Origin of the sequence: Polynucleobacter nymphae, from assembly GCF_018882155.1 — a bacterium.
Classification (GTDB): Bacteria; Pseudomonadota; Gammaproteobacteria; order Burkholderiales; family Burkholderiaceae; genus Polynucleobacter; species Polynucleobacter nymphae.
On sequence record NZ_JACVPA010000001.1, the window covers coordinates 225154 to 241579 of the forward strand.

Annotated in this window: 19 protein-coding genes and 3 tRNA genes; 12 read left to right on the forward strand and 10 right to left on the reverse strand. The window is 43.5% G+C overall.

What is annotated here, in order from left to right; all coding sequences use genetic code 11:
* Window positions 1-43 precede the first annotated feature (43 nt).
* The 5 genes from gltX (at window position 44) to ICN29_RS01130 (ending at window position 2991) form a co-directional block, all read left to right on the forward strand.
* Window positions 44-1441, forward strand: a complete 1398-nt coding sequence (gene gltX, locus ICN29_RS01110; RefSeq protein WP_216128888.1) for a glutamate--tRNA ligase — start codon at window positions 44-46, stop codon at window positions 1439-1441.
* A gap of 78 nt (window positions 1442-1519) precedes the next feature.
* Window positions 1520-1595 (forward strand) — tRNA-Ala (locus ICN29_RS01115).
* 35 nt (window positions 1596-1630) lie between these two features.
* Window positions 1631-1706: transfer RNA gene (locus tag ICN29_RS01120), tRNA-Glu, on the forward strand.
* Between the two features lie 51 nt (window positions 1707-1757).
* Window positions 1758-1834 (forward strand) — tRNA-Asp (locus ICN29_RS01125).
* A gap of 398 nt (window positions 1835-2232) precedes the next feature.
* Complete coding sequence (locus ICN29_RS01130; protein WP_216128889.1) at window positions 2233-2991, forward strand: glycosyltransferase; 759 nt, start codon at window positions 2233-2235, stop codon at window positions 2989-2991.
* On the opposite strand, the gene ICN29_RS10765 is transcribed toward ICN29_RS01130, so the two are convergent.
* Window positions 2959-3231, reverse strand: coding sequence for a helix-turn-helix domain-containing protein (locus ICN29_RS10765; protein ID WP_216128891.1), 273 nt, complete (start codon window positions 3229-3231; stop codon window positions 2959-2961). The genes ICN29_RS01130 and ICN29_RS10765 overlap by 33 nt on opposite strands.
* 233 nt (window positions 3232-3464) lie before the next feature.
* Complete coding sequence (locus tag ICN29_RS01140; protein WP_216128893.1) at window positions 3465-4316, reverse strand: alpha/beta hydrolase; 852 nt, start codon at window positions 4314-4316, stop codon at window positions 3465-3467.
* Window positions 4317-4373: 57 nt separating this feature from the next.
* Between ICN29_RS01140 and ICN29_RS01145 the strand changes: the two genes are divergently transcribed.
* Window positions 4374-4841 (forward strand): DUF4118 domain-containing protein, encoded by a 468-nt coding sequence (locus tag ICN29_RS01145; RefSeq protein WP_216128895.1) that lies wholly within the window; start codon window positions 4374-4376, stop codon window positions 4839-4841.
* Between the two features lie 9 nt (window positions 4842-4850).
* On the opposite strand, the gene ICN29_RS01150 is transcribed toward ICN29_RS01145, so the two are convergent.
* Window positions 4851-5567, reverse strand: coding sequence for a M48 family metallopeptidase (locus tag ICN29_RS01150; protein WP_216128897.1), 717 nt, complete (start codon window positions 5565-5567; stop codon window positions 4851-4853).
* 127 nt (window positions 5568-5694) lie between these two features.
* Window positions 5695-6312: a hypothetical protein gene (locus tag ICN29_RS01155; RefSeq protein ID WP_216128899.1), complete on the reverse strand. Its 618-nt coding sequence runs from the start codon at window positions 6310-6312 to the stop codon at window positions 5695-5697.
* Between the two features lie 151 nt (window positions 6313-6463).
* Here ICN29_RS01155 and hyi point away from each other — a divergent pair, with 151 nt between their 5' ends.
* The 5 genes from hyi to ICN29_RS01180 all read left to right on the forward strand — a co-directional run bounded on the left by hyi (window position 6464) and on the right by ICN29_RS01180 (window position 10431).
* On the forward strand, window positions 6464-7243 hold the full coding sequence (gene hyi, locus ICN29_RS01160) for a hydroxypyruvate isomerase (RefSeq protein WP_216128901.1): 780 nt from the start codon (window positions 6464-6466) through the stop codon (window positions 7241-7243).
* 32 nt (window positions 7244-7275) lie between these two features.
* Complete coding sequence (glxR, locus tag ICN29_RS01165; RefSeq protein ID WP_216128904.1) at window positions 7276-8175, forward strand: 2-hydroxy-3-oxopropionate reductase; 900 nt, start codon at window positions 7276-7278, stop codon at window positions 8173-8175.
* A 9-nt stretch (window positions 8176-8184) separates the two neighbouring features.
* Window positions 8185-8772 (forward strand): YqiA/YcfP family alpha/beta fold hydrolase, encoded by a 588-nt coding sequence (locus ICN29_RS01170; protein ID WP_216128906.1) that lies wholly within the window; start codon window positions 8185-8187, stop codon window positions 8770-8772.
* 79 nt (window positions 8773-8851) lie between these two features.
* Entirely contained in the window at window positions 8852-9421 is a 570-nt protein-coding gene (locus ICN29_RS01175) for an HNH endonuclease (protein ID WP_216128909.1), read from the forward strand.
* 44 nt (window positions 9422-9465) lie between these two features.
* Window positions 9466-10431, forward strand: a complete 966-nt coding sequence (locus ICN29_RS01180) for a DUF3108 domain-containing protein (protein WP_216128911.1) — start codon at window positions 9466-9468, stop codon at window positions 10429-10431.
* Here ICN29_RS01180 and ICN29_RS01185 read toward each other — a convergent pair.
* The 6 genes from ICN29_RS01185 to mltG all read right to left on the reverse strand — a co-directional run bounded on the left by ICN29_RS01185 (window position 10428) and on the right by mltG (window position 15414).
* Window positions 10428-10961 carry an ion channel gene (locus tag ICN29_RS01185; protein ID WP_216128913.1) on the reverse strand — a complete coding sequence of 178 codons (534 nt, stop codon included), beginning with the start codon at window positions 10959-10961 and terminating at the stop codon, window positions 10428-10430. The genes ICN29_RS01180 and ICN29_RS01185 overlap by 4 nt on opposite strands.
* A gap of 66 nt (window positions 10962-11027) precedes the next feature.
* The gene (locus ICN29_RS01190; protein ID WP_216128915.1) at window positions 11028-11729 is read right to left on the reverse strand and encodes an ankyrin repeat domain-containing protein; all 702 of its coding nucleotides are present in this window, start codon (window positions 11727-11729) and stop codon (window positions 11028-11030) included.
* Window positions 11726-12517: a TatD family hydrolase gene (locus ICN29_RS01195; protein ID WP_216128916.1), complete on the reverse strand. Its 792-nt coding sequence runs from the start codon at window positions 12515-12517 to the stop codon at window positions 11726-11728. Before ICN29_RS01195 ends, ICN29_RS01190 begins: the two co-directional genes overlap by 4 nt.
* Before the next feature lie 31 nt (window positions 12518-12548).
* Complete coding sequence (locus ICN29_RS01200) at window positions 12549-13691, reverse strand: DNA polymerase III delta subunit-related protein (protein WP_255538009.1); 1143 nt, start codon at window positions 13689-13691, stop codon at window positions 12549-12551.
* Window positions 13692-14330, reverse strand: a complete 639-nt coding sequence (tmk, locus tag ICN29_RS01205) for a dTMP kinase (protein WP_255538010.1) — start codon at window positions 14328-14330, stop codon at window positions 13692-13694. It abuts the gene before it with no gap.
* A 16-nt stretch (window positions 14331-14346) separates the two neighbouring features.
* Entirely contained in the window at window positions 14347-15414 is a 1068-nt protein-coding gene (mltG, locus tag ICN29_RS01210; protein WP_216128918.1) for an endolytic transglycosylase MltG, read from the reverse strand.
* A gap of 20 nt (window positions 15415-15434) precedes the next feature.
* Here mltG and ygfZ point away from each other — a divergent pair, with 20 nt between their 5' ends.
* The gene (ygfZ, locus tag ICN29_RS01215) at window positions 15435-16412 is read left to right on the forward strand and encodes a CAF17-like 4Fe-4S cluster assembly/insertion protein YgfZ (RefSeq protein WP_216128921.1); all 978 of its coding nucleotides are present in this window, start codon (window positions 15435-15437) and stop codon (window positions 16410-16412) included.
* The last annotated feature ends 14 nt before the right edge of the window (window positions 16413-16426 follow it).

Consider the following 16426-nt stretch of genomic DNA (forward strand, 5'->3'; position numbering starts at 1 on the left):
TGAATTTTGCCGTCAATTAGTCTGACCTGAGATAATACAAATTATGCATATTCGTACACGTTTCGCCCCAAGTCCCACGGGCTTCATTCATTTAGGTAATCTCCGCAGTGCTCTCTATCCATGGGCCTTTGCACGCCATAATCATGGCGACTTCATCCTGCGGATTGAAGATACTGATCTTGAGCGCTCTACCCAAGAAGCAGTGGATGTGATCATTGAAGGCATGGCTTGGTTAGGACTTGATTTGGATGAAGGTCCAATCTACCAAATGCAGCGCATTGATCGCTATCGTGAAGTAGTCAAGAAAATGGTCGATGCTGGGCTTGCATACCCTTGCTATATGAGCGAAGAAGAATTGAATAAGCTTCGTGATCAGCAAATGGCCAATAAAGAAAAGCCGCGTTATAACGGCTTGTGGAGACCTGAACCAGGCAAAACATTGCCAGCAGTTCCGGCAGGTATTGAGCCAGTGATTCGCTTTAAAAACCCCATTGGTGGATCTGTGATTTGGGAAGACGCTGTTAAAGGGAAGATTCAGATTAGTAACGATGAGCTTGATGATCTTGTGATTGCTCGCCCAGACGGCACACCAACCTATAACTTTTGCGTTGTAGTAGATGACATGGATATGAATATCACCCATGTCATTCGGGGCGATGATCATGTCAATAACACTCCTCGTCAAATTAATATCATGCAGGCATTAGGTGGTAATCCGCCTATCTATGCGCATCTACCTACGGTCCTTAATGACTCTGGCGAGAAGATGAGTAAGCGTAATGGCGCTATGAGCGTGCGTGATTATCAGAAAGCAGGCTACCTTCCTGAAGCGATCTTGAACTACTTAGCTCGCTTAGGGTGGTCGCATGGCGATGCTGAAGTATTTACAAAAGAGCAGTTTGTAGACTGGTTTGATTTAGAAAGCCTAGGTCGCTCACCAGCCCAACATAATCCAGAAAAGTTGCTTTGGTTAAATCATCAATACATTCAGAATACAGCTCCAGCGAAATTAGCGGAGATGACCAAACCCTTTGCCCATGAACTTGGCATTGATACAGAGAATGGCCCAGACTTTGCTCAAGTGGTAGGTCTATTAAAAGATCGAGCCAATACTTTGATTGAGATTGCGGAAGGAGCAAAGCTATTTTATTTACCAGCACCAGATCACAAGATAGAGCAGATAGCAGAAAATATCCCAACCTCTATTGTTCCCGTATTAAAAGATTTGATTGAGACACTTAGGAATTCAGATTCAACAAAAGAAGCTTACGCTGCGGCTTTCAAACAAGTCTTAGCAAAACATCAACTTAAAATGCCTGCGCTAGCGATGCCTGTTCGTTATGCATTATTTGCTACAACTCAGACCCCGGCGATCGATTCTGTGCTGGTGGTATTGGGCCGGGATGAGGTACTGAAAAGGCTCTCCAAGGTAGTCCAGTAGGCAATTTGCGCACATGCACAAAAATAGGCTAAAATCTTGGATTGTTTTGAGTGTTTTGCAGGTTTATTGTGGGATTTCGGGGGTATAGCTCAGCTGGGAGAGCGCTTGCATGGCATGCAAGAGGTCAGCGGTTCGATCCCGCTTATCTCCACCAAACATTCAAGATTGCAACAAATAGAAGTAGTCCAGGTCCCCATCGTCTAGAGGCCTAGGACATCACCCTTTCACGGTGAGTACGGGGGTTCGAATCCCCCTGGGGACGCCAGATATTCTGGTGGCAGTAAAATGTAGTGTGATGTTTTTCTCGATGTATTTTGGAGCGGTAGTTCAGTTGGTTAGAATATCGGCCTGTCACGCCGAGGGTCGCGGGTTCGAGTCCCGTCCGTTCCGCCAAATGTTTCTTTAGAATCAATTACTTACAGCATTATATTGATTTTAAATTTATCAAAACACCTCAACCTGGAATACAGTTTGAGGTGTTTTTCTTTATATTCATCAAGTTACAATTTTCGGTTCGAGTCCCCATTGCTACGTCGATCTCAATAAAATATCTTGAATCAAAGGATTAAAAATCCTTTTGCCAATGGCTCAATAGTAACGTGCTACTAAGAAAAACTAAAACTACCTTCGGATAGTTTTATGATGACTAAAGAGTGCTTACCGCCTCTGGCTAGTGTAAAGAATGCAATTGATAAGTTAGAGCAACTGGGCTCCTTAAAGCAACAGGAATTAATTACTCGGGATAAGTAAAATGCCAAATAAACAGAAATATTAAAGAGTCTGTGATTTGGATGAATATGATTGGTATAAAAATGAAAATTGCTGTAATTACACCTTACTACCAAGAATCTATAGAAGTTCTGCGCCAGTGTCATCAAAGCGTGCTAACTCAAAATATTGCTGCTGATCATTTTTTTGTGGCAGATGGATTTCCTAATGAAGAGTTGATGAAGTGGAATATTAAACATATTTCTTTGCCTCAAGCACATGCAGATAGTGGAAATACCCCAAGAGGAATAGGTAGCATACTTGCCGATATTGAGGGGTATGATTTTATTTCCTATCTTGATGCAGATAATTGGTTTCATCCAAATCATCTCTCATCTTTGCTAAATTTATACGAAGAAACAAAAGCAGATATTTGCACCTCAATTAGAACTATTCATACTAATGATGGATTTGAACTTTCAGTTGAAGAGTCTGCTGAGATACAATTGGATCATGTCGATACAAGCTGCTATTTGTTACATCGAAATGCTTTTGATGCCTTAGATATTTGGTTAAAAATGCCAAAAATCTTATCCCCTGTATGCGATAGGATTTTCTTGGCTGGGCTATTACACAAGAAGTATAAAATTATCTCCACAAGGCAAAAAACAGTTGCTTTCCGCTCACAATATAAGGCGCATTACCTAGCTGCCAATATAGAAGCGCCTCCAGGTTCAAAAGAAAATGTAGGGCAAGTCCCGCATGAGTGGTTGCTAACTACTACCGGGATGAACGAAGCCGTGGCGAGATTAGGATTTAATCCTCTTTACCCAAATAGCTAAATAGTGTAATTTGGCACTAATTGTCGGACTTAATATCTTTCGCCTTGCCTCAATATAATTAGCTAAATCCTCGGTTGCTACATAAACCTTTGTGCCGTCGCGCCATGATTTAAAACCGAGCTTTCCTTGGCAGCGGCGATGCATAAAAGTTTGATAAGGAATCCTTAAAAACTCACATACCTCGGGTACGGTCATCAGAAGACCGTACTTATCAATGAGATATTTATGCGTGAACGCCATAGCAGTCCGTACTATGCTCTAGTTAATGAAAAAAGAGTTGAAAAGAATGGAATTACAACTTTTAACTTTAGAAGTTTCCTTTGGAAAGAAAGCACCCCAATAGCACCCCAAGATAAGTACCCACAACCCTGAAACCCAATGAATACAGGGGTTAAATATGAGTTCGAGTCCCGTCCGTTCCGCCAAGATAATTAAAAGCCCCCTGAATAAGGGGGCTTTTTTATTTTTATCTACTAAAGCGCTCTGGTGCGGAGTGCTTTTGGATTCATCTCTGAGAAATAATTATCTGCACCACGCCTATCACCATCTGCTCGGGCTAAGAAACGCAATACTTCATTTAGCACGATCTCTCGCTCATTATCAATAGTGATGATGTGATAGCTATTGCCTAACCAAATTGTTCTGCGAAGATCTGACTTCACATTAGCTAATATCTTTTCTGCTGACCATATAGAGCAGGTATCATCCTCAACCGACTGAATCAATAATAGTCTAGAGGTAATCGTATCCAGATTTTTGGTGGTGTACGACATGAGCCCCTTGGCTTCATATAAATGCCGTGCAGTGATTAGTGGAGCGCCTACTTCAGACAATTCATGAGACTTAAATTTATCTCGAACGCGACGTCGTAAATCAGAATTTTTAATTCCAAATGGCTCTCGCTCAGAGTATTCCCAATTACGAATGCCAAGGTTATAGGCAATATCTAATAGAAAGCGATACCAGGGTACCGACCAACCGTCATAGCGCAATACCGGTGAAAGTAGGGATATCGAAGAAATATCCACTCTCTGTGTTGCAACTGCAAGGGCTAGAGTAGAGCCCATACTAATACCTACCAGATTGACAGTTTTGTACTGATTTTTGAGCTCGTCTATGCAGTTATGAATTTGGCTAATCCAAGTTTCATAGCCATCTACAGGGCTTCCATACAGGTAGCCCTTAATTTCAGGCAAGACAGTATTAAAACCATTGGAATTCAAGAAGCTGGCAAGCTGCCCCAATTCAAGGCCGCCGCCGTTTAGACCCGGAATTAGAATGGTAATACTGTCTTTTGGGGTGCCTATTTCTTTTCTAGATAGCATGTCTTACACTGTCTCAAATATCGGTATGCTGCAAAGCATACACCGTCCAAGGAAACCATGAAACATAATCTTAATTCTTATCGGTGGTGCCATAACAAGGCGCAAGGATACCTAAATGCCTGTGTAGGTGTGTTTTTTGCTTTTTGTGTTCGTTTTAGCCTTCAACCGCAAGTCGAGGCAGCGCTTCCCCTATTTTTCTTTCAAATTAATACAATTGTGATTGCCTTCTTTTTTGGGACTGGCCCAGCCATATTAACGGTCGCTCTAAGCGTCCCATTGATGTCATATTTCTTTATGGCACCTTTTGGAGAATTTACTGTCTTTGATACAAGAGATGTAACGATATTATTTGTTTATGCTACCTATACTTTGCTTGTTTGTTTTTTGGTGGAGTGGTTGCGTCGCGAGCAATACAGAGCAAAGATGGCGATTTTAGTGAGCGAATCTCGTTTTAAGCTCATGGTTGAAGGGGATAACAAAATACGAGAGCTCTTGAAAAATTTACCCCCCCACAAACCTGAATAACTAAAATTTTTAAGGTTTGGCTTTCGGTTTTTCTGCGCTTAGGTAAAGCGGCTCAACAGCCGACATCAGAGCCGAAAGTTGTTCTATCCTGGTTTCGCCAGAAGGGTGAGTAGATAAAAATTCAGGCGAAGTTTTTCCACTAGTTGCTTTCATCATTTTTTTCCAGACGCTGATGGCAGCCTGAGGGTTGTAACCGGCTCTAGCGGCTAGCTCTAAACCAATTGCATCGGCCTCGGATTCATTCTGTCTTGAGTTAGGCAGAACCAATACATATTGTGCCGCCTGGTTAGCCACACTGATTGCAGATCCATAGCTACCAGCCGCTGCCATGGCGATATTGGTCACAGCGCTTTGAGCCATTGCCTGAGAAAGTCTTTCCCTGCCATGTTCGCGTAAAGCATGCGCGATCTCATGACCCATGATTGCCGCGATTTCATCATCTGTTAAATTGAGTTGTTCAACCAATCCAGTATAGAAAGTGATTTTTCCACCTGGAGCGCAAGTAGCATTGAGTGTTGAGGCATTAATCAGGGTGAGTTGCCAATTCCATTGGCGCGTATCGTCTCTAAAAATAGAGGTTTGCTGAATCAAGCGATTCGAGATGGTCTTGAGACGGTCGTAAGTTGGGCCAGAGCCAACTAAAATATTCTTTTCTTTTGCTTTCTGATTCTGCTCGTTATAACTAATGGCAGAGACTCGATCCACCTCAGCAGAAGAGACCATCATCAATTGTGATCTATTGATACCCACTGCACCTGATCTTGTGGTGTTAGCACAAGCCAGAAGGAGAGAGCTTAAAGCAAGAGCTGCAACAGTTCGAAGACTAAACAGCTTGTATACCATTCACCACGGATTATTTCTTCGGAGTTGTCGGAGTAGTTATAGAGGCTGCCATTGCATCGTAGTAAATCACTTTGACCTGTTCGCCAACATTCACATCTGCTAAGAGAGCTGGGTTTTTAACGGTAACTGTCGTAATCTTGCCGCTAGGTCCTTTTACAGATACTAGCTTCTTACCGCGATCTACCGCAACGATATCTGCAATGATAGTGGTCTTGTTGGCAATGACTTCGGCTGGCTTTTCATTGATCTTTGAATCAGTAACAGTATTGGTTTCTACTTTGCTACGGATACCATCGCTCTTAGTTTTAATTAACTCGATTGCAACGGCCAACTCATAAGTGACATTCACTTGGTCGCCTTTTTTGATCTGATCAAAATTCTTGATCTCAGGACCGGCTACGAACTTAGATTCACCCTCTTTATTCTTGAAGGTAATCGTGCGGGTCTTTTTATCAATATTGACTACGCTACCTTCATATAATTGGTAGCGGTTATCCACTACAGCGGCATCAATTACCATTGGCTTACTAGCTCCAGTATCGGCCGGCTTCGTTTGGGCCACCGCCAAAGAGGAGGAGGCCAATAAGGCGGCGATCGCTAGTGAAATGGATGTGAATTTGATATTCATTATTTTCCTTGTAAATAAGTGCTGCCTATCAAGATATTAGCTCACTTTTAGTATTTATAAGCCTTCCAGGGGGCTAATTGCCGGTTGGGACTAGAGCCTCCATCTTTGATAAGATCGTTGTTTCATTCTGAAACCCCAAGGAGGGTATGAAATGCCTCAATTTGCTGCAAATTTAACAATGCTTTTTACAGAGGCGCCATTTTTGGATCGCTTTGAGAAAGCTCACAATTCTGGATTTAAGGCGGTTGAGTTTCTCTTTCCTTATCCATTTCCAGCTACTGAAATTCAAAAAAAGCTAGGCCAGTATGGTTTAAAGCTAGTTCTTCATAATTTACCAGCTGGAGATTGGGATGCAGGAGAGCGTGGAATTGCTTGTCACCCAGATCGAGTTGAGGAATTTCGCATGGGCGTTGCTAAAGCAATTGAATATGCCAAGGCTCTAGGCGTTCCACAACTGAATTGTCTGGCAGGTAAAGCGCCAGCTGGAGTAGAGAAAAAGTTATTGCACGATACCTTTATATCGAACCTAAAATATGCAGCAGCTGAATTAAAAAAAGTGAACTTAAAACTATTGATCGAGCCAATCAATACTTTTGATATTCCTGGATTCTTTTTAAGTACAACCCAGCAGGCACTGGACATCATTCAAGAAGTTGCTGCGGATAATCTCTTTGTGCAATACGACATCTACCATGCCCAGCGCATGGAAGGTGAACTTTGTAACACGATGGAAAAGAATCTTAGCAAGATTGGACATATTCAATTGGCTGATAATCCTGGTCGCAATGAACCGGGTACAGGCGAAATCAACTATGCACATCTTTTTAAATTTTTAGATCGGATCGGCTATTCTGGCTGGATTGGTTGCGAATATAAACCCGCAACCACTACAGAAGCCGGCCTGGGGTGGATAAAGAAGTTAACTTCATAAAATAAATCAAAGCAAATACAAAAGGAAATGAAATGAGTGAGAAATTAAAATTGGGTTTTGTTGGTCTTGGAATTATGGGTGCCCCCATGGCAGGCCAGTTAGTAAAAGCAGGTCACGAAGTATTTATTACGACCAGAAGCAAGATACCCCAAGAGCTAGCTTCATCATCGGCCATTCAATGCGCAAGTCCAACTGAAGTAGCCCAAAAGGCAGACATCATTTTCACGATGGTTCCAGATACACCTGATGTTGAAAAAGTATTATTTGGCGATAAAGGCGTAGCAGCTGGTTTATCTAAAGGCAAAGTAGTTGTTGATATGAGTTCTATTTCTCCCATCGAAACCAAAGAATATGCCAAGAAAATAAATGCCTTAGGTTGTGACTACCTTGATGCACCAGTTTCTGGTGGAGAAGTTGGGGCTAAAAATGCAACCCTCTCGATCATGGTTGGCGGCGATGAGGGTGTATTCAACAAAATAAAACCTGTGCTCAATCTGATGGGTAAGAACATCAACTTGGTTGGCGGTAATGGTGATGGTCAAACTGCTAAAGTGGCAAACCAGATTATTGTGGCTTTGAATATTGAAGCTGTAGCAGAGGCTCTTCTATTTGCATCTAAAGCGGGCGCTGATCCTGCTAAGGTTCGTCTAGCCTTGATGGGTGGTTTTGCAAGTTCTAAGATTCTTGAAGTGCATGGCGAACGTATGGTTAAACGTACATTTGATCCAGGCTTTAGGATTGAGTTACATCAAAAGGATTTAAACCTAGCATTGAACAGTGCGCGTGCTTTAGGCGTTTCTCTTCCCAACACAGCCACAGCTCAAGAATTATTTAATTCTTGCTCTGCACATGGTGGTAAAGCTTGGGATCATTCAGCAATGGTGAAGGCTTTAGAAAAGCTGGCCAACTTTGAGATTGGTCAAAAAGCCTAAGATCAGCATATGTCATCAACCTTATTGGTGTATTTGCATGGTTTTCGATCTTCCCCAAGATCTAGCAAGGCAGTGATGACAGGTGAGGCAGTCAAGGCCTTAGCTTCTGCGGAAAATACCATCGATTGGTATTGTCCGCAGTTGTTAGCTTCACCGAAACAAAGCATGGCTATGGTGACGAAATATATCGACCAATCCAAGGCTGATCGTATTGTTGTGATTGGGTCATCCCTTGGTGGTTTTTATGCAAACTATCTAGCAGAAAAATATGGCTGTAAGGCGGTTGCATTAAATCCAGCAGTGCGAGCTGCAAGAGAACTTGCACCCCATGTAGGCATGATGACATCCTATGACAGTAATGAGCCCTTTGATTTGCGGCCTGAATATATCGATGAACTAAAGACCTTACAGGTCGAGGGAATTTCCAGGCCCAATCGCTACTTCTTGATTGCTGCAAAAGGTGATGAATTGCTTGATTGGAGGGAAATGAGTGATTTCTATAAGGGCGCCAAGCAGCTCATCCTGGAGGGTAGCGACCACGGAATTGCTGACTATGCAGATCACCTCCCCAGAGTCTTGGAGTTTATATCCCCTTAGATGATTGATTGGCGCAAATTTCTTCTGTAAGATAAGTCAAACGATCGATGGCTTTGCCTAGATTGAGAAAGGAGAGTTTGTGCTGAGCATCTTGAAACTAGACGCTGGTGGAATTCCCCAGGGCTGGGTTAACGCAGAAGAAGCAACCAAGCATTACGCTGATAATAGTGTTTTATGGACGCTAGGTGACCCCATTATGAAAATGCGTGGCGGCATTTCTAGGGCTAGTGGCTTGCAATCTGTTATCGAACTTCATTCGATCATTGCCATTAAGGGTAGCGCCAAGATTAATTTATTTGACGTTGTTCCCGTCATCACAAAACATAAACTTTTTAAGCGTGATCGTGGTCTTTGCGCTTATTGTGGCGATGTTATTCATGAAAGTCATGCTGAAGCCGAGCACATCATTCCAAATAGTCGTGGTGGAAAATATTCCTGGATGAATTTGGTCATTTCTTGCAGGCCTTGCAATCAACGCAAGGGTAATCGCACTCCTGAGCAGGCTGGCATGGGTTTGTTGTATACCCCTTATCTGCCAAGCTTGTATGAAGACATGATCCTCAAAGGAAGAAATATTCTTGTCGACCAGATGGATTTCTTAGCCGCCAATCTGCCTAAGAATAGTCGTTTACTCGAGGGCGCTCTCTGAGTTTGGGGCTAGGGCAATTTAAGTGTTCTGAAAGTAGTCATCTGATGCGCGCAAAATCTTTGCGGATCATTTTCATTGCATTGGCCTTATCTTTGCTTGGCCATCTTATTTTATTTTTTGGCATTCCTTTTTTATCTTTCGGTCCGGCGCCAGAGATTTCTGATGAGCTCATTATTAGGACTGAATTAAAAGTTGATCCGCCTAAGAAAATTCAGATGGCGAAGGCTCCTAGAAAGAAAGTGAATAAGGAGGCCTCGAGTAATCAAGTTGAGGATTCTAAAAGTCTGACAACAGGAGAGCAGGGCGGTACTAATAATCAACCAGGGGTTGCCTTCAAACTCCCTGAATCGGGAGTCATCTATTACGACTCTTACGTAGACGGCCAAAAGTATCAGACAGGAGAAATTGATTGGATTGTTGATGGCAGTAGCTATCGGCTCTATATCAACATTCCCTATGCTTTTGTTGGCCCTTTTGTTTTTGAGTCGAGAGGAACGGTAGATGCCTACGGTATAGCCCCATCCATTTATTGGGCCCAACGAGGTACTAAAGCACCCCGTTATTCTCGCTTTGATAGAAACGCCAATGGAGGAGGGCAGATGTTCTTTTCTGAAAAGCCAGAGTTCACCCCAGATATCCAGCCCGGAACCCAGGATCGATTTAGCTTGATGTTTCAGTTTGCCTCTTTGCTAAATGGCGACAGCAAGATCGATGAGGCCGGTAGTATTCGATCTTTGCCGGTGGTGGATTACAACACCCTAGAAATGTGGCATTTCAAGAGCTACGGTGAGAAAGTCTCCGAAGATATTCCCAGCTTAGGAAAATCAATCAACCGGCATTACGCGCTCATGCAGCGTGAAAATGACCCATATAAACGCCAAGTGGATATTTGGCTAGCCAAAGACCTTGAGTGGCTTCCAGGAAGAATACGCTCTCAGGAGGCTAATGGCAGGGTTCTAGAGCTGGTATTTAAGCAAAAGAGTCCTATACCAGTAGTTGCCACGCCTTAAACGCTAGATCCTGAGCGTGATGGGGAATTTTGCTTGGAATGGCCCAATAACGCGACCATCATTGAATACAAGGCGGCTCCAGACATCGATACAGCAAAGATACCTGTAAAGGAGATGATGATGGGCAGGACTCTCCAATGTTCAGTTAACTTGTAGTCGCCATACCCAACGGTTGTGTACATTTCACCAGCAAAGTAGAAAGTTTGTGGATTTGTAGGGAATACCTTCAAGGCTACACAGATGTATGCCCAAGCGATGATTTCAGCAAAATGGACCGCGATAATGAGCAAAATTGCGATGAAATAGGATACAAAATTTGCTCCATAAATTCGCCTGTCTTCTAACTTCTGATCGAGCCAATGAAACGTACCCGCAATCGATAAAACCATCATGCCGTGTACCGTCAACATAAAGCAAGTCAATAGCAGAACAAACCAGATCTGACCATTGCCCATATCTGTATTAATTTCACCAAAGAGTGTGGCAAAGCTAGGGAGGTCTGCATTGCGGATAAGGTCAATTAGGTACATAGGGCTCTAGGGGAAGGATTACAGAAATATCTTATTTGACATAATAATGATTATACGCATGTAGTCTTATGAGGCTTTAGCTTTAGCAGGACCAATATAAGGCTTTTTGTATAACTTTAACCAACGAGATCTTAAGCCCTCACTGATTGAAGGTTTGTCGTATATATCAGCAATATCAATAGCTGTAAGACCATTTGAATTACGTATCTGTAAGTCAGCACCTTTATCTAGAAGTAGCTTTACCAGTTGCTCATTGCCAGATTGAACTGCCATCATGAGCGGTGTTGTATTGCCAAGGCTCAGTGAGTCGACAGTGGCCCCATTGGCAATTAAGAATTGAGCAACATCAAGATGGCCTCTGGCACAGGCGTAATGCAAAGGTGTCCAGCTAATATGGTCAAGCAAAGCCTTATGCTTGAGTACTAGAGTTTTAACCAGCGGTAAATTACCCTCTATGGAGGCGATCATTAAGGGTGTTTCGCCGCTTTTATTGGACAAATCCACGTCAATTTTTGGGTTTTGTAGGAGCAAATCGATGACCTGATTAGACTTGTCCTTGATAGCCAAAATGAGCATTGGGTTGCCATAGGGATCTACAGCATTCGGATTTACGCCCTTACTCAGCAAAGATTTAACCTCGGAGACATTATCAAACTTAGCTGCTTTAGCAAAATCAGTGATCTGGTCGGCAGTTTGTGCGTAGGAAAGCTGATTTACTAGGCAAGCAACTGCCAATAAAACTCCGTATGAATTAAACTTTAATCTCATAAATAACTTCTATCTATATGAAAACATTGGTAAAAATTATTTGAGGTTTGCTCAGCAAGTTCTTCGATAGCAACGCCTTTGAGGTTAGCAATGAATTCGCCAACTTTAGCCACCCATGCGGGCTCATTGATCTTGCCACGATATGGGATGGGCGCTAAATAAGGGGAATCTGTCTCGATTAGCATCCTATCTAGCGGAACCTCCTTACAGGTTGCCTGCAAGTCTTTTGCGCTTTTAAAGGTCACAATCCCAGAAAAGGAGATATAAAAGCCCATTTCCATGGCTGCTTTAGCCATTTCTAAGCTCTCAGTAAAGCAATGCATGACTCCGCCAATCCGATCGGCGCCCTCTTCCTTCAGGATCTTGATCGTATCCTCTGATGCCGAACGCGTATGGATGATCAGAGGCTTTTTACAGGTTATTGAAGCTCTAATGTGGGTTCTGAAGCGTTCACGTTGCCATTCCATGGAATCATAGGAGCGATCGCCCATGCGGTAGTAATCGAGTCCGGTTTCACCAATTGCAATGATTTTGGGATGCTTTAAGGCGGTTTCTACTAGGAAGTCATAACTAGGCTCTGGAGTGTCCTCATAATCTGGATGAACCCCAACAGAGGCGTATAGATGAGAATGATCCTGCGCAAGCTTTAAAACATTGGGAAAGTCTGGTAAGTCCACTGATACGCACAAAGCATTGCTAACCTTGGCAGTTTGCATATTCGCAAGCACTTCTGGCAAGCGAGATTGAAATTCTGGGAAATCGAGATGGCAATGGGAGTCTATAAACATGACAGGCTATTTTAGACTGCCTGAGTCTGAATTAAGACTCAAAGACTTGTTGGTATTGAGATAGCAAAGCTTCTAACTGCACACGGCTAGCCAAGGGGTGATTCTCATGACGCCGAGCCTGGACCAAGGACCTCCAAAAATGATGAAGTTTGGAAATCTTAGCAGTTTGAGATAAAGCTTTCAGTGTTGAAAGGTGCTTGGGGTAATAACGCGGGCCGCCGCCCTGCGCAACTGCTTGTAGATCGGAAGTCCAACGTTGCATTGCGCCTAACAAATAGCTGTATTGCGCCTTGTGTGTCTTTTCAGCAGAATCTAACCAATTAATACGCACTCCTTGTGACATGGATTGAAGTAAATAGCGGGAGGCTTGTATGGCAATAGTGAGTTCGTCTTTTTCATCCTTGCTATTTCTTGCAATCAAGGAATCTAAAACGGAGTATGGTGCCCCACCCTGCTCATCGTAAATTGATGCAATATCAGCATCACTCACTTTAAGTCCATCCATCTTGAGTAATTGTGCGCGCAACCATGACAAACCCTGCTCTCGATCTGGGCGTGGCGCAGTGAGCAAGCGACACCGAGAGCGAATCGTTGGCAGAACACGATCAAGCCGATCAGCTAATAGAATGAAGATCGTATTTGGTGGGGGCTCTTCCAAGGACTTCAGTAGGGTATTGGCGGAGTCAGAACGCAGCATCTCTAGTGGATAAATTAAGATCACACGATTGCCGCCTCGATGCGAGCCAATAGAGAGGCTCTCTATGGCGTTACGAGTCTCTTCAATAGAGATGTTTTTCTTTTCTTTTTTTTCGCTAGCCTCACCATCCGAATCATCCCGCGCTGTTTTACCTTTTTTTGGCGACTCATCACTCTCATAGTCGGCATGCGGCAATAGCCGGCGATGTGTCTCTGGAACCAGAGCGATAAAGTCAGGATGATTTCCGGTGCTGAACCAATGGCAGGCTTCACATTGATTGCAAGGGCGTGAAGCTACATGAGTACTCTCACATAAGAGCGATTTTGTGAGTTCAAGTGCAAATGCAAACTTACCAATACCAGATTGGCCATGCAATAGGATTGCATTAGGGAAGTTAGCAAAATCCATGCTATCCCAGAGCGCTTGCATCCATGGCGCAACAGACTTTTCTTGTTCGGCAAACATGAGATCACTCATCTAGATATTCAATTCCAGATTTTTCAAGCCATTCCAAATCAGATCTGGCGTTAAAGTGGCATCTACTAAGTGAAAACGTTTTGGATCCTCTTTGGCGCGACGCAGATACTCTTGGCGAACCTTTTCAAAGAAATCTAAATCCATTTTTTCAAACTTATCTGGTGCCCGTGCTTTAGAACGACGCGCCTCTGCAACCTCACCTGGCAAATCAAATAGGATTGTGAGATTAGGCTGGAGTAATGCCCCGTTAGCACGGCCCTGCACCCAGCGTTCAAGTTCATTTAATTTATTAAGGTTTAAGCCCCGCCCTCCTCCTTGATAAGCAAAGCTGGCATCTGTAAAGCGATCTGAAATGACTATTTTTCCGGCCTGCAAGGCGGGCTCGATGACTTGAGCGATATGTTCCCGACGAGCGGCAAACATTAATAAAGCTTCGGTCTCAAGATTCATTGGGGCATCTAATAGAAGCGCTCGCAGTTGCTCGCCTAAGGGTGTGCCGCCAGGCTCACGGGTCATTATTACTTGGCGGTCAGGGTAACGTGCTTGCATCAACTTTTGAAACGACTCAATATGAGTGCTCTTGCCTGCACCATCGATGCCTTCGAAGCTAATGAAATATCCTGGGTACATTGATGTCATAAGAAATTAAATCGAATTAATGGGATGCCTGGCTAGGCTTGCGTTGATATTGATTGACTGCCGCTTCATGCTCGCTGAGGCCTTCAGAAAAGTGGCTAGTTCCATCACCTTTAGCAACAAAAAATAAGGCATTGCTCTTGGCTGGATTTACAGATGCTTGGATTGATTCTATGCTCGGCATGGCGATGGGGGTTGGTGGTAATCCTTTACGCATATAGGTATTGTAGGCACTGTCTTTGCGAAGGTCTGCTTTACGTAAATTACCGTCAAATTTAGGGCCAATGCCATAGATTACCGTAGGATCCGTTTGTAGCAGCATCCCCTTATTCAAACGATTAGTGAAGACGGCTGCAACTAAACCTCTATCACTTGAGCGCCCAGTTTCCTTCTCCACTATAGAGGCTAATATGAGAAGTTCATAAGGTGTTTTCAAGGGAGAGTTTGCCTCTGTTCGCGACCATGCTTGAGAGAGTTTTTTTTGCATGGCTTGTGAAGCCCTGCGATAAAGTTCAATATCTGACTCTTCTGGATCAAATATATAGGTGTCTGGCAGAAAAATACCTTCAAGTCCTGGGTAAGTCAGATTGAGCTTTTGCAGGATTTCTTTAGGGCTCATGCCTTTGGTCTGATGAAGTAAGGATGGGTGAGAATCAACTAATTGTCTTACTTGCCATACTGTCATGCCGGGGACAATGGCAATACTCTCCTTCACCCTATCGCCCCGCGCAATTTGGAGGAGGATTCTGCCTAAGCTTGCTCTCGTTGGTAAAAGATAAGTTCCTGGCTTTAATTTAGATCCAAGCAACAAAGCTCTTGCACTCACCTGAAATACTATTAAAGATGTAGAAATGCCTTGTGCCTGTAGTTGCCCAGAGATACTGGCAAGACCTGACTGAGGTTGAATTTTGACTCTATACGTAGATGAATCTGCAACATTCGGAGTGGATGGGACCACCGGCCATAAAAAGATACCGCCGTAGAGGATGGCAATCATCGCAGTTAGCCCATATAGCCAAGCTCTTAAACTTTGACCACGTCGTTTGTTTTTAAAAAAACGGCTGCTTCCCTGAATTTTTCTGCTCATCAGGCTATGATAAAAGGGTCATGATAAATAAGCCCCAAAACACACCAAATCAAGCCACTTTGTCCCAATGGGGCTTAATCTTTGTGGAAGGTGAGGATGCCGCTAGTTTTTTACAAAATCAGCTGAGTAATTCTGTTTTGGGCTTAAGTCGCACCTTTGCCCCGCAAGTTGCCCAAACATACGACTCTGTCAGATTGGTCGGCTATTGCAGTCCAAAAGGCAGATTGCTAGCCAGCGCTTGGCTTGGGCTATTTCCTAGCGATGCTAATGCAACTGATCGTTTTGCATTGTTCATCTCTAAAGATATTGCAGCATCTACAGCTAAGCGTTTAGCAATGTTTGTTCTGCGCTCTAAAGTAAAAGTGATCGATGCTTCATCTGAATGGAATGTGTCTGGGTATTGTTGTGATGATGGAGACATTGGAGAGCTCAAAATAGAAGCTGGTCAAATTGGCTTACGCCTACCCGATGTCTTGGCAAACAATCAAACTTACTCGCGCGCATTAATTGCTGGGAAAAATGACAAGCCAGAGAAGCGCTTGAGCGATGATGCTATGCAATGGAACCATCTTGAAGTGATGAGTGCAATTCCGAGGATTGTTCTAGCAACGCAAGAGCAATTTGTACCGCAAATGATTAATTTTGAATCCGTGGCGGGGGTGGACTTCAAAAAAGGGTGTTATCCAGGGCAGGAGATCGTTGCTCGCAGCCAATATCGTGGCGCTATCAAGAGACGACTGCAATTAGCTCATACCAACCAGGATTCCTTAGGCGGCATCTTAACCACCCCAAGCCTTGAGATTTTTCATGCTAATGACCCATCCCAACCAGCTGGCATGGTAGTTCTATCATCCCCATCCCCCGCAGACCCCAATAGAATCGATCTTCAGGTTGAATGCAAACTGGAGGCGCTCGAAAGTGGGGAAATCCACCTAGGAAGCGCACAAGGACCTGTGTTAAAAATAGATTCATTGCCTTACCCATTAATTGAAATTTAGGACTTTTTGCTGAT

Excerpts from the sequence above, each read along its gene's own strand:
- gltX (WP_216128888.1), top strand. The coding sequence starts at position 44 with ATGCATATTCGTACACGTTTCGCCCCAAGTCCCACGGGCTTCATTCAT.
- ICN29_RS01130 (WP_216128889.1), top strand. The coding sequence starts at position 2,233 with ATGAATATGATTGGTATAAAAATGAAAATTGCTGTAATTACACCTTAC.
- ICN29_RS10765 (WP_216128891.1), bottom strand. The coding sequence starts at position 3,231 with ATGGCGTTCACGCATAAATATCTCATTGATAAGTACGGTCTTCTGATG.
- ICN29_RS01140 (WP_216128893.1), bottom strand. The coding sequence starts at position 4,316 with ATGCTATCTAGAAAAGAAATAGGCACCCCAAAAGACAGTATTACCATT.
- ICN29_RS01145 (WP_216128895.1), top strand. The coding sequence starts at position 4,374 with ATGAAACATAATCTTAATTCTTATCGGTGGTGCCATAACAAGGCGCAA.
- ICN29_RS01150 (WP_216128897.1), bottom strand. The coding sequence starts at position 5,567 with ATGATGGTCTCTTCTGCTGAGGTGGATCGAGTCTCTGCCATTAGTTAT.
- ICN29_RS01155 (WP_216128899.1), bottom strand. The coding sequence starts at position 6,312 with ATGAATATCAAATTCACATCCATTTCACTAGCGATCGCCGCCTTATTG.
- hyi (WP_216128901.1), top strand. The coding sequence starts at position 6,464 with ATGCCTCAATTTGCTGCAAATTTAACAATGCTTTTTACAGAGGCGCCA.
- glxR (WP_216128904.1), top strand. The coding sequence starts at position 7,276 with ATGAGTGAGAAATTAAAATTGGGTTTTGTTGGTCTTGGAATTATGGGT.
- ICN29_RS01170 (WP_216128906.1), top strand. The coding sequence starts at position 8,185 with ATGTCATCAACCTTATTGGTGTATTTGCATGGTTTTCGATCTTCCCCA.
- ICN29_RS01180 (WP_216128911.1), top strand. The coding sequence starts at position 9,466 with ATGCGCGCAAAATCTTTGCGGATCATTTTCATTGCATTGGCCTTATCT.
- ICN29_RS01185 (WP_216128913.1), bottom strand. The coding sequence starts at position 10,961 with ATGTACCTAATTGACCTTATCCGCAATGCAGACCTCCCTAGCTTTGCC.
- ICN29_RS01190 (WP_216128915.1), bottom strand. The coding sequence starts at position 11,729 with ATGAGATTAAAGTTTAATTCATACGGAGTTTTATTGGCAGTTGCTTGC.
- ICN29_RS01195 (WP_216128916.1), bottom strand. The coding sequence starts at position 12,517 with ATGTTTATAGACTCCCATTGCCATCTCGATTTCCCAGAATTTCAATCT.
- ICN29_RS01200 (WP_255538009.1), bottom strand. The coding sequence starts at position 13,691 with ATGAGTGATCTCATGTTTGCCGAACAAGAAAAGTCTGTTGCGCCATGG.
- tmk (WP_255538010.1), bottom strand. The coding sequence starts at position 14,330 with ATGACATCAATGTACCCAGGATATTTCATTAGCTTCGAAGGCATCGAT.
- mltG (WP_216128918.1), bottom strand. The coding sequence starts at position 15,414 with ATGAGCAGAAAAATTCAGGGAAGCAGCCGTTTTTTTAAAAACAAACGA.
- ygfZ (WP_216128921.1), top strand. The coding sequence starts at position 15,435 with ATGATAAATAAGCCCCAAAACACACCAAATCAAGCCACTTTGTCCCAA.